Below are 11,158 nucleotides of genomic sequence, written 5' to 3'. Positions count from 1 at the left end.
GCAATTTTATTTAGTGAGGCCCACGTATCGTTAATGCAATGGCGCGGTGAGCAGTGCCGCGGGGAGGCCACGGTAGCAAGTTTCTGGCAATGATCAGAACGTAGGCATTCAACCCTACAGTCCGCCATGCGGAGCATCTGACTGGCGGGCTAAGTACGTCGACCCTCTGCACCATCAAAAAAGGCCTGCACTTGGCAGACCTTCCTCGACGTTATTCCCCTGCTTGGTAGGACGCGGCAACCCTGTCCCACATTTGCTTCATGCGCCGCTTCTTGCTCCACCCGATCAGGAGCATCATCAGTTGATTATTCCGCTGCTTGATCGTGTCCCCGTAATCGGCGTTTTCTTGGTAGATGACGTCGGTTTTGTCGTCCTCGGTCCCGGCGACCTGGTAGCTGGTGTGATAGGTGTCGGCACCGGCGACCGTATCGAACGCGTAGCTCTGATTTTGCACCAACTTGGTGATCTTGATGCGGAGCGTACCGCGGGCCCCGAGCGACTTCTTGTATTCAAAGCCCAGCAGCTGAGCAAAAGTCAGGTCCTGGCCGGTTTCGTGCTTAATGTCGTACAGCACCGAATCGATCAGCTTTTGGTAAAAGAAGCTCACAGGTGCGTTAACCGTACTGGTTACTTTCATGAATAATGCCTCCGAATTTCAAGCGCTCACGGCGTTTAGTATATCCTCTATTATCGGCTAATGAAAACGGTGACGCAACCTCATTAGCTTTTGCGCCGCTTGCCCTTATTCTTGCGGTCGCGCAGCCGATTCTTGCGGTGCGGCTTTTTGACCGCCGCCGCGGCGGGCTGACCCGCTGGCTGGGCGGCCGAACGACTCGCCGGCTTGACCGCCGCGCTTTTGGCGACCAGCGCCGGGCGCGCCGCCTTCGCGGCCGCCGGGGCCGCCGGGGCGGCGACTGGCGCGACCGTGCTCATCTTGCCGTCGTTCAAATAACCGCGGACGATGGCATACTGCGGCACGAGCTTGCGCAAGTCGCGCAGGTCGTGATCGTCGCCCAGCGTGATCACCATCCCGGCAGCGCCCATGCGGCCGGTGCGCCCGGCGCGGTGGATGTACGCTTCGGCCCGCGTCGGCGTCTGATAATTGATCACCGCCGGTAAGTGCGGAATGTCCAGGCCCCGGCCGGCCAGGTCGGTGACCAAAAGCAGCGTCACCTTCCCCTTGCGAAACGCGTTTAAGGCGTTTGCGCGCGTCGCCGACCGGTCCGTGCGGTTGAGCACGGCAAACTTCACGCTTTGATGGCTCAGCGTGCGGGCGACCTTCATCATCACCGCGTTTTGGTTGAAGAACACCAAGGCCTGAAACTTGTCCAGGTGCGCCAGGTGCCGGAGCCAAACCTCGCGGTGCGCGTTGTCCGTCTGCACAAAGTAGTGGGTCACTTGGCCTTGCGTGTGGTCAATGTCGCGCACGTCAATGATCGCCACGTCCTGTCCGAACCACTGGGCCAGTTCAGGAAACTTGGGACTGTCGGTCGCGCTGAAAAAGGCCAGCTGCACCTCGGCCGGCGCCGCGGCGGCCAGCTCGCGCACTTGGGTCAGTCCCGGCTCGCGCAGCATTTCGTCCGCCTCGTCGATCACCAGTGTCTGCAGCCCCGCCAGCTTCAGGCGGCGCGACTGGACCAGCTCCAAGAGCCGCCCCGCGGTCGCGACGATGACCTCGGGCTTCTCCTTCAGCTGCTCGAGCTGCCGCTTGACGTTGGCCGAGCCGGTGACGCCGGCCAGCCGCAAGTTGGCCGCCTTGGCATACGGCCGCAGCACATCGCGGGTCTGGATCGCCAGCTCCTGTGACGGGCTGACGATCAGCAGCTGCAGGCCGGCCCCCGGGACCATTTTCTCCAGCAGCGGCAGCCCAAAGGCCAAGGTCTTCCCCGAACCCGTGGGCGCCAGCCCGACGAGGGATTCATCCTGCTTCAGCGGCTGGTAGACCCGCTCCTGAATCGGCGTTTCGGCCGTGAAGCCGGCCGCCTGCCATAAGGGTTGAAAAATCGATGCAATTGCCATGTGTACTGCTCCTATTCTGGGTCCGTATTGAACCGAATGTCTGTGGTCGCCCGCAGGTCACTCATGACCGTGTGGACCTGTTTCGCCAGCGCAAAGGCGGTGGCCGCTGCCTGGCGGTCGCCTGTCGTCAGCGCCTTGGCGAAGAAGGCCGCCTCGTCGGCCATGGGGCTCTTCGCTTGCGGCTGGCTCAACGATTGGGCCGTTTCGCCAAACGTGTGCACGTTGTCGAGCACGCCGGTCGGGCCAAACGCCAGGGTCGTTTTGCCAAAGTAGATCTCGCTTGGTGCCTGCGTTGTGTAGTTCTTGCCCATGAGCAGCGTGACGTTGCCGAAATCGTAGGTCAAGCTGGCCACGCCGCTGCCGTCCACCCCGCTTTTCAGCACGTCTGGCAGGTAAACGACGTGCTGCGGCATGCCAAACCAGCCGACCGCTACGTACACGGAGTACACGCCGAGGTCCATCAGCGCCCCGCCGCCAAAGCGTGGGGAGAAGATGTTCGGGTCCTTGCCGGCCAGATAGGCATCATAGCGCGAGGAGTACTTCGCGTACGTCAGGGTGGCGCCGATCAGCGCGCTGCGGTGCGCGGCCACGTAGTCTTTGATTACCGCGAAGTTCGGATCGTAGACTTGGCGGGCCGCTTCGAATACCATATGGTCAGGGTAATTGGCCTGCGCCGCTTCCAGGGCCGCCAGCTGATGGGCATCGGTGACCATTGGCTTTTCCACGATGGCGTGCTTGCCGGCCTTCAGCGCCGCGATCGCCTGCCCGGCGTGCAGACCGTTGGGACTGGCAATGTACACCACGTCGATGGGACTGGCAAAAAACGCCTCAAGGTCGGTGTAAATTGCGGCGTCATGGGTCTCGTCAACGAAGTGCTGGGCCGTCTCCTGCCTGCGCGAATAAACCGCTGCCAGCGTGAACGCGCCCGTCGCCTCCGCCGCCTGGACGAACTGGACGGTGATCCAATTGGTGCCAATAATCCCTAATTTCAATGTTGTCCCGCCTTTCCTGCTTTTAAAGATATTGTAACAGACCGATTTGATTCTGATACCTCAGCGTAACAAGTGCATGCTATCATGAGAGTATCATAAACGGGGGTCAAGGTATGCCATCATTCGTGCACAATCTCATCAGCGGCTTAAAAAATGCAGTGCCCCACCGTCATCACCACCAGGTGCCAAACGAGCCCACACCCATGGAGACGCTCGCGTTGCAGTACACGGGCCAGTACGCCTTTTTGGACGAGCTCACCAACAAGACCCATCAGATCGTGGTGTCTAAGGAGCTCGCGATCAAAATCGACGGCCGCGTCCTGCCAGGCACGGTGACCGGGATCACGACCGATCGCCTCACCTTTCTGGATCACTACGGCTACCAACTGATCATTACGAACGGGGCAAGCGGCCCCAAAGCGGTCTACGACGAAGCCGAGGATGCGACCTACAACATCATCACGCCAACGGCAGACGACGCGCAATAGAAAAGCCGGTGTGCGATTTGCACACCGGCTTTTCTATTGCGGCACCCCTGCAGTCAACTGCGGCGGCCCTTAGTTGAGCTGCGTTCGCGCCTTTTGGGGCACCGCGGCCTGGTCCACGGCCGCCCAGCGGGTCACGCCTTTTTTCTGATTGTAAGTCAGCTTCAGGTAGGCGCCCATCGTCAGCGGCCGCGCCTTGTTGGCATTGAAGGTCAAAGCGCGGCCTTGCCCCTGCTCGTCGTACCCCGTCAGCCGGTAGCGGTAGTCCACATAGGTATGGCCCTGCCGGTCGTGCTGCGTGATGCGCGCGCCATCCGTCGTCACCTTGGTGTAGTAAGTGGCGCCGCCATACGCCGTGACTTCGATGAGTTTCATGCCGCCAAAGGCCAGTGCCACCAGGACGACCACCGCGATCAAAAGCTTTCTCATTGCTGTTCACCTCACCGTCCAGTATCGCAGACGGCAAGGGGGCCGACCAGCGATTCGCCTAACGTTTGGGTAACAGTTTTGTTAGTTTCCGGCAAGGGCCTTCTTCGGACCTAGGAACGCCACCGCGTTGTACGCCGTGCCCGCCGCCGAGAGCTTGCCGTCCTGCCAGAAGGTGGCGCCGGCAAAGCGCGGCTTGCCGGCGCTGATCACCCAACGCTTCGCCGAGCGGTCGCTGCCCTTGAGCGCGCCGAGCACTGTGGGCGTGCCCATCAGCACCAACGGCCGGGTAGTGTAACGCCGCAGCTCAACGATGAAGGCCTGCACCTTGGCTCGCAGCACCGCCACGGCCGGCGGATGATTGGCGTACCCACCGTAGAAGGCCACCCGCAACCCGATCGGCAGCGTGCCGGTAGTGCGGCCCACCTTTGCGGCAAAGTAGTCCGCCTGCGCCGCCGGATCGCTGTCAAAGGAGAAGTAATGATAGACCCCGACTTTCAGGCCGCTGCTGGTCGCCTGCTCGTAGTTGGCCGCAAAACGATCGTCAAAGAAGCTTGCGCCCTGGGTGCTCTTGAGGTACACGAAGGCCAGCCCGGCGCTTTGCAGGGCCTGAAAGTCAGCACTACCGTCGCTCTGCGCCAGCACCACGCCGCGGACCGGGTACTTGGCCACGCCAGTTTGCCGCTGCGACCACAGCCAGCCGCCAAGCACGGCAGCCAGCACTAAGGTGACCAGGCCCCCGGCGGTCCACAGCCGGCGCCGTTTGATGTACGTATTGGAATAAATCGGCCGCTTGCGCCGGCGTCTGGCCATTCTGCTTCCTCCCTTCGGTGATTCGTGAATGATATTATTATACCCATTTCCGCCCAGCCCGGTAAAACTCCTGTAGAATGAAGATGGCGACTCGCCTAGTGCCGAGCGGTCCGGCGGCGAAAATCAGCCCTTGGACCGATTTTCACCCGGCCAAACAGACTATGATGAGGGCAGTCGCAAGGAGGCAGAACATGCTGGACGATCGTTTGATTGGAACGACATTCACCCTGACGCATCCGGGCGCCGGGGAAGTGGTGCTTTACGGCATCCACTATCACTACCAGCTGCTCGACGCCGCGACTACCGGGGACCTTGTCGTCGTGGCAAGTGCGTCGGCGCTGGGGTTGGGCGTGCGGCTAGCCAAACGCCAGCTTCAGTACTAAGGATTGCGGCCGCAGTGCGGCCGATAAAGGAGGAGTTTTTATGGTTGGAATCATTATTTGGGCGGTCATCCTGATCGTCGCGATTTTTCTACTGATTATCTTGTTCTCAAGTATGGCCATCATTCACACCGGGGAGGTCGGCATCGTCGAGCGGCTGGGGAAGTACGTTCAGACCCTGCAGCCAGGCTTTCACGTGGTGCCCCCGTTCATCTATCGCATCACCGAGATCGTCAACATGAAGCAGATCCCACTGAAGGTCGATGAACAGGAAGTCATCACCAAGGATAACGTTGTGGTGCGCATTTCCGAAACGCTGAAGTACCACATCACCGACGTCAACGCCTACGTCTACCAGAACAAGGATTCCGTGCTGTCCATGGTGCAGGATACCCGCGCCAACCTGCGGGGGATCATCGGTAACATGGACCTGAACGATGTCCTGAACGGCACCGAGACGATCAACCAGACCTTGTTCCAGCAGATCGCCACGACCACCGCGGGTTACGGCCTGAACGTGGACCGCGTCAACATTGATTCGATCCAAGTCGACAAGACCATTCAGGAATCCATGAATAAGCTGCTGCGGGCATCGCGTGAAAAGGAAGCCAACATCATGGAAGCGGAAGGCCTGAAGCAGGCCGCCATTGCCAAGGCGGAAGGCGAAAAGCAGTCCGACATCCTGCAGGCCGAGGCCAACAAGCAGACCCAGATCTTGGAGGCCCAAGGTAAGGCGGAGTCCCAGCGGCTGATCGCCGAAGCGGTGCACGATCAGATCGATTCGATCAACGAAGGGCTGAAGAACAACGGCGACCTTTACCTCACCTACAAGAACGTGGAGGCTTTGGAAGCGTTGGCCAACGGCTCGTCCAACACCGTGGTCATGCCAAGTACCGCCATCGACTCGCTGGGCCAGATCCCAGCCGTGGGGCGGGTGCTGAAGCACACCGATCCGGAAGCAAAATAAATCCCGATGATCACGCTCGCTGGCGCTGCCGGCGGGCGTTTTTTTGCTAGTGCGGATGGCTCGCAGCGGCAGGCGCACTTGCGGCCCCAGGCTCACCGCGGGCCACGGTCTGTAAAGCGATGCACAAGCTGATTGTTTGCGTTTGCGCTGGGCCCGCGGATAATGGCCAGCGAGGTGATAATGATGAGTGAAGACTTGACCCTAGTGATCCCCACCTACCAGCTGGGCAGCTACTTTCAGCCAATGCTGGATGACCTGATCGCCCAAACTGCTGATTTCACGTTGTGGCTGGTGGACGATGGCTCCACTGACGGCACCGCCGAGCGCGGCGCCGCCTTCGTTCGCGGCGTGCCGAACTTCCACCACGAAGCCCTGGGGACCCACCGCGGCGTGTCCGTGGCCCGCAATTTCGGCCTGGACCGCACCACCTCTGGTGCCGTCGCCTTTATCGACGGCGACGACCGCGTGGCCCCCACCTTTGCTGCGGCCCTGCGCGGCGGTTTTCAAGCGGACGTCGCTGCCGTTGCCGTTGGCTACCGCTGGTTCCGGGCCCTCCCGCGGCGCCAGGCCCAAGAACTGGTGCTGGACCAGCACGCGATGTTCGAGCAGGCCTCCCAGCACGGCACCGAAGTCGGCGGCTACGTGTGGAACAAGGCCTTTCGCACCGCAGCGATTCGTAAAGCCAATTTGCGCTTTGATGAATCCTTGCGGCTCGCCGAGGACTACCTGTTCACCGCCAGCTTTGTGGCGGCCACGCCGGGGCCTTACGTCTACCTACCGGCGGTCCTATACACCAAGCGCAACCGTCCCAACAGCACGATCCACACCGCCGGCTGGGAAGCGCGGCGGCAAGAAGCCGGGGTGTTCGACCGGATCTACGCAATGGGGCGTAAAATCCACTGACCAGTGGGTGCAACCGGCGGCCATGACACTGGCCAAGCGCCGACAAGCGGCCACGCAAACAGGCGGCGCTGCAACGCGCTGTTAAGCGCGAGGCAACGCCGCCTGCTTGTCGTTGAGATGAGGATCGCGGCTTGCCGCCACTGAAGCGACCGCCTCAGGGCAAATCGTTGCCGGCCGCAAAGTACACGTCGTACCAATCCTGCCGGGTCAACGCGACGTCTGCGCCGGCCGCGGAATCCTGGATGTGCTGCGGGGTCATGGTGCCCAAGATCACCTGGAACGGGACCGGCAGCCGCAAGATCCACGCCACGGCAATGCCGTTTTTGGAGACGTGATACTGCTCGGCCAGTGCCGCCAGCTTCGCGTTCAGCTTAGGGAACTTGGGGTTGTCGATGTAGACGCCGGCGAACATGCCGTACTGAAACGGCGACCACGCCTGCAAGGTCACGTGCTTGCGCCGCGAGAAGGCCAGCAGCCCGCCGTCGTGGTTGACCGAGCGGGCGTCGGCCATGTTCACGTGCATCCCCGCGTCAACCATCCCTGTGTGCATGACTGAGAACTGCACCTGGTTGATCAAGAGCGGCTGGCGCAGGTTTTTCTGCAGGAATTCAAACTGCTGCGGATCGAAGTTGGACACGCCAAAGTGGCGCACCTTGCCTGCCTGCTGCAGCTCATCAAAGGCTTCGGCGACTGCCTCCGGTTCCATCAGCGGATCCGGTCGGTGCAGCAAAAACGAGTCAAGGTAGTCGATTCCCATCCGGCTCAGCTCACCATCCACCGCGGCGATCAGGTGCGCCTTGGAGAAATCGTACCGCTTGCCGAAGACCAGGCTGCCGTGGGAGCGCGCCGGATCAACCACAATGCCGCCCTTGGACTGGATAAACAGCTGATCGCGGCGCAGGCCGGACTGCTTCAGGGCCTGCCCAAAGACCTTCTCGGACTCCCCCTGACCGTAAATGTCGGCCGAGTCGATAAAGTTGATCCCCGCGTCAACCGCAGCGGTCAAGCTGTTGGCCGCAGCGCTTGGCGTTAAGGCGTTCATCCGCATGATACCCAGCGCCACGCTGGACGCTTGCCAATTGGTGTTACCGATTTTAACTGCTTTCACGTTTCGCACTCTTTTCTTTTTGATAAAACTAGCCGTGGGGGCTACTGCAGCATTTTGACCATATCGAACCACTGCTCGCCGGCGTGCGTTGACGCGGACCTGCCAGCGCTCGCAAACCCGTTGCGCTGGTAAAACGGCACCAGGCGCGCCAGGCAAGTCAAGGTGATGCCGCGGCGGTGCTGACGCTGGGCCGCGTTCGTCAGCGCGGCCAGCAGCGCCGTGCCCACCCCTTGCCTACGCGCACTTGGGGCCACCGCGAGGCTGAGCACCGCAATGTAAGCAGCCGCGGGCGGATTGGCCTGGGCCGTTTCAAACAGGTCATCGGTCAGATGAGGCTGAGCGATCGCCGGCCCGACCCCGTACCCCACCAGCACGTCACTTTGCCAGGCGGTGATAAAGGTGTCGGGGTACCGGGCGATGCGGGCCGCCATGCTGGCCGGTGAGGCGGCCTCAGCAGGCGTGAAGCCGGCGCGTTCGATCGCCATGATGGCACTCAAGTCGCGCGGCTGCGCAAGCCGAAACGTCAGCGTCATGATTGCCCCGCCAGCACGTACTGCACGACGGCGGCGGCGACCCCGTCGTGGTCATTGTCCAGCGTCACGTGCGCCGCCGCTTGCTTTACCGCGGCGATCCCGTTGGCCATGCCGATGCTGCAGCCGGCCCACTTCAGCATCGGCAGATCGTTGGCCTCATCGCCGCACGCCATGACCTCTTCGGGCCCGAGCCCCAGCTGGGCGGCCAGTGCCTGAAGTCCGCTGCCTTTGTTCGCTTGGGCGTTCATCACCTCCAGGAAAAACGGGGTGGAGCGCACCACGTAATAGCAGCCGCCAAGCGCTTGCCTGGCCGCAGGCTCAATGGCGTCTAACACGGCCTTAGGCGCCGTCAGCATCCCTTTGATGTAGCGGTAATCCGCCGGCACCTGCGCCGGACTTTGCCGCATGATCCCCACCTGACTGTCGTAGGCCTGGCGCACGGCGTAGAAGCTGATCTGGTCGTTGGGCGTAATGACCCGGCCCGCTGCGTCGCGCAGGTTGTACTGAACGTGATTGGCCGCCGCAAACGCGTCCAATTGTTCAAAGTCCGCCTTGCCGAGGCCAAAGCTGCTGAGCACGGTGCCGTCCAGCCGCACCGTGACCGCACCGTTAAAGGTGATGGCGTACTCGTCTTGCCCGCTCAGCCCCAGCTGGTCTAATAGCGGCTGCACCGCCTGCAGCGGCCGCCCGGTGCACAGCACCACCTTGACCCCGCGCGCATGGGCCTGTTTAAGCACGGCAATCGTGTGCGCTGTCAGCTGCCGGTTGGAATTAAGCAGCGTGTCGTCAATATCCGTTGCAATCAGTTTAATCGTCATCGTTGGCCCTTTCTCTCAATCATGCCTTAATGATAATTATAACGCACTTGGCCTGCGCGCCAGCGGCGAATGATGCGGCTCGCCGCGCCTCTCCGGGACCAGACTGCTGATCAAAGGATCGACACGTTGCCTTCGTTTAGGTCCACGTGCGGCAGATATGCGGTTTGATTGTAGACGTCAAGATAATACTGATCACCGACCACGCCCACGATGGACGTGGCCAAATTCTTCAGGCCCAGCAAATGGTCATTACCGGTCAGATACCGCATGCCCAGCTGGCCGATCCCGCCGTGGGTCACGATCAAGGCGTTTGCCTCCGCCGGCAGCGCCGCGCTGATCTGTTTGATGGCCTGGGCAAAGCGCCGCCCTGCCGCGTCAAAATCCTCGACTCCCAGTGCCGTCAAGGCGGGATCATTTTCCCGCCGCGACAACTTGGCAAATAACTCGCGGTGGTCGCGCACCAAATCGGCACGCTTTTGGCCTTCCCACTGGCCAAACCCAATTTCAGTCAGTCCCGAAACTGGCACCAGGGGCAAGCTCGCGTTGTGCGGCATCCGGGCCACGATCAGCTCAGCGGAGGTCTTGGCGCGCGGCAGCGGGCTGGTGTACGCAGCGGCAAACCGGTATTCGTCCAGGTAAGCGGCCAGCCGCGCGTAGGGCGTGAGGTCAGCTTGCAGCACCGGGCTGTCGCCGCCGGCCCCTTGCAGGCGCTTTTCAACGTTCCACTGCGTGCGGCCATGCCGGATGATAAACAATCGCTTCATCACACCCTCCCCACAGTATCGCCGCGCAAGCCCCGGCGCAAAGTCTCCAGCGCCGTCACTTCATTGCTAGCAATGTTGCCCAGGTTGATGCCGACGCCAAACTGGCGGATCAACGCGACCTGCTGACTTTTCAGCGGCGCTTCAAAAATCAGCTGGTCAGTGCCGTTTTTGGTCAACTCGGCCAGCTCGGCTTCGATGATGTTACCGCCTTCATCGTAGATCCCGATATTTTTGCCGGCCTCGCGCGCCTCGATGATGACATAGTTTGCCCCATTGCGCAGATCCGTCTGAATCTGGATCAAGCGGGTGTGAATACTGAGCTTGTGATCCAGCGTCGGGTCTTTCTTGCCGACTTCCGAGATCACAAATAACCCCGCATCCTTCGCCTGCTGGATCACCTGCTTGCGGGTGCTGGGCGCGATCACCGTCGACCCATCGCTGACCTCGACCCCGCCGAAGCCAAGCGCTTTTGTCTCCGTTAAGAACTCGCCGAACTGCCCGTTCATTAAGGCGACCTCAAGGAGCGTACCGCCAGGGTAGGCAATGACCCCGGCGGCCTGATACAGTGCCGTTTTCTGTTGAATCAGCGCGCGGTCCATCGTCGCCGCTGTGCCCCAGCCGAACTTGGCGTAGTCAAGATAGTCGCCGGCAGTCGCCAGCAGATCCTCAGTTTCGTTCAGGCCTAATCCCTTGTCCAGCATCATCGTCTTGCCACGCGGGGTCGGCGTCTTCGGCGTGTTTTTTAAGAATGCATAAGCCTTCTTTAAGCAAAGTTCCTCCTTGAAGTTGATGATCCTTATTTTACCAGCTTGGTGAAATTAAAATGTGACAAACATGTGAATAATCTCATATAAAAAGGCCGCCTCGGGGGCATGAAGTGCAATAGAAAAGTTAGACGAATTAGAATTTGAATTAAGCCACGATGACTTGTTCCCGATACTCAACCGGGG

14 protein-coding genes are annotated in these 11,158 nt (G+C 60.9%); 4 read left to right on the top strand and 10 right to left on the bottom strand.

Features of this window, described 5'->3' with window-relative positions; genetic code table 11:
• Positions 1-211: 211 nt before the first annotated feature.
• The 3 genes from EKM85_RS09970 to EKM85_RS09960 all read right to left on the bottom strand — a co-directional run bounded on the left by EKM85_RS09970 (position 212) and on the right by EKM85_RS09960 (position 3,011).
• The gene (locus EKM85_RS09970) at positions 212-637 is read right to left on the bottom strand and encodes a DUF3284 domain-containing protein (RefSeq protein WP_125586489.1); all 426 of its coding nucleotides are present in this window, start codon (positions 635-637) and stop codon (positions 212-214) included.
• Between the two features lie 83 nt (positions 638-720).
• A complete protein-coding gene (locus EKM85_RS09965; protein ID WP_125586487.1) occupies positions 721-2,019 on the bottom strand; it encodes a DEAD/DEAH box helicase in 1,299 nt (432 codons plus the stop codon).
• A gap of 11 nt (positions 2,020-2,030) precedes the next feature.
• Positions 2,031-3,011: a Gfo/Idh/MocA family protein gene (locus EKM85_RS09960; protein ID WP_125586485.1), complete on the bottom strand. Its 981-nt coding sequence runs from the start codon at positions 3,009-3,011 to the stop codon at positions 2,031-2,033.
• Between the two features lie 113 nt (positions 3,012-3,124).
• Between EKM85_RS09960 and EKM85_RS09955 the strand changes: the two genes are divergently transcribed.
• Positions 3,125-3,499 (top strand): DUF4828 domain-containing protein, encoded by a 375-nt coding sequence (locus EKM85_RS09955; RefSeq protein WP_225418982.1) that lies wholly within the window; start codon positions 3,125-3,127, stop codon positions 3,497-3,499.
• 69 nt (positions 3,500-3,568) lie between these two features.
• Here the strand turns inward: EKM85_RS09955 and EKM85_RS09950 are convergent, their stop codons facing one another.
• Both EKM85_RS09950 and EKM85_RS09945 read right to left on the bottom strand, forming a co-directional pair.
• Positions 3,569-3,925 carry a YxeA family protein gene (locus EKM85_RS09950; RefSeq protein WP_125586483.1) on the bottom strand — a complete coding sequence of 119 codons (357 nt, stop codon included), beginning with the start codon at positions 3,923-3,925 and terminating at the stop codon, positions 3,569-3,571.
• Between the two features lie 81 nt (positions 3,926-4,006).
• A complete protein-coding gene (locus tag EKM85_RS09945) occupies positions 4,007-4,735 on the bottom strand; it encodes a GH25 family lysozyme (RefSeq protein ID WP_125586481.1) in 729 nt (242 codons plus the stop codon).
• Between the two features lie 191 nt (positions 4,736-4,926).
• Between EKM85_RS09945 and EKM85_RS09940 the strand changes: the two genes are divergently transcribed.
• The 3 genes from EKM85_RS09940 to EKM85_RS09930 all read left to right on the top strand — a co-directional run bounded on the left by EKM85_RS09940 (position 4,927) and on the right by EKM85_RS09930 (position 6,985).
• Positions 4,927-5,118 carry a hypothetical protein gene (locus EKM85_RS09940; protein ID WP_125586479.1) on the top strand — a complete coding sequence of 64 codons (192 nt, stop codon included), beginning with the start codon at positions 4,927-4,929 and terminating at the stop codon, positions 5,116-5,118.
• Between the two features lie 40 nt (positions 5,119-5,158).
• Positions 5,159-6,082 (top strand): SPFH domain-containing protein, encoded by a 924-nt coding sequence (locus EKM85_RS09935; protein WP_125586477.1) that lies wholly within the window; start codon positions 5,159-5,161, stop codon positions 6,080-6,082.
• A 180-nt stretch (positions 6,083-6,262) separates the two neighbouring features.
• Positions 6,263-6,985 carry a glycosyltransferase family 2 protein gene (locus tag EKM85_RS09930; RefSeq protein ID WP_125586475.1) on the top strand — a complete coding sequence of 241 codons (723 nt, stop codon included), beginning with the start codon at positions 6,263-6,265 and terminating at the stop codon, positions 6,983-6,985.
• A gap of 154 nt (positions 6,986-7,139) precedes the next feature.
• Here EKM85_RS09930 and EKM85_RS09925 read toward each other — a convergent pair whose 3' ends face one another.
• The 5 genes from EKM85_RS09925 to EKM85_RS09905 form a co-directional block, all read right to left on the bottom strand.
• A complete protein-coding gene (locus tag EKM85_RS09925; protein WP_125586473.1) occupies positions 7,140-8,093 on the bottom strand; it encodes an aldo/keto reductase in 954 nt (317 codons plus the stop codon).
• 41 nt (positions 8,094-8,134) lie between these two features.
• A complete protein-coding gene (locus EKM85_RS09920) occupies positions 8,135-8,626 on the bottom strand; it encodes a GNAT family N-acetyltransferase (protein ID WP_125586471.1) in 492 nt (163 codons plus the stop codon).
• Positions 8,623-9,444 (bottom strand): Cof-type HAD-IIB family hydrolase, encoded by an 822-nt coding sequence (locus tag EKM85_RS09915; protein WP_125586469.1) that lies wholly within the window; start codon positions 9,442-9,444, stop codon positions 8,623-8,625. Before EKM85_RS09915 ends, EKM85_RS09920 begins: the two co-directional genes overlap by 4 nt.
• Before the next feature lie 110 nt (positions 9,445-9,554).
• On the bottom strand, positions 9,555-10,208 hold the full coding sequence (locus tag EKM85_RS09910; protein WP_125586467.1) for a histidine phosphatase family protein: 654 nt from the start codon (positions 10,206-10,208) through the stop codon (positions 9,555-9,557).
• On the bottom strand, positions 10,208-10,999 hold the full coding sequence (locus EKM85_RS09905; protein ID WP_225418983.1) for a phosphosulfolactate synthase: 792 nt from the start codon (positions 10,997-10,999) through the stop codon (positions 10,208-10,210). Before EKM85_RS09905 ends, EKM85_RS09910 begins: the two co-directional genes overlap by 1 nt.
• Positions 11,000-11,158 lie beyond the last annotated feature (159 nt).

The organism is Lacticaseibacillus jixianensis (assembly GCF_003946485.1).
Classification (GTDB): Bacteria; Bacillota; Bacilli; order Lactobacillales; family Lactobacillaceae; genus Lacticaseibacillus; species Lacticaseibacillus jixianensis.
The sequence above is the reverse complement of the archived record's forward strand: the minus strand, read 5'-3'. Positions and strand labels throughout refer to the sequence as shown.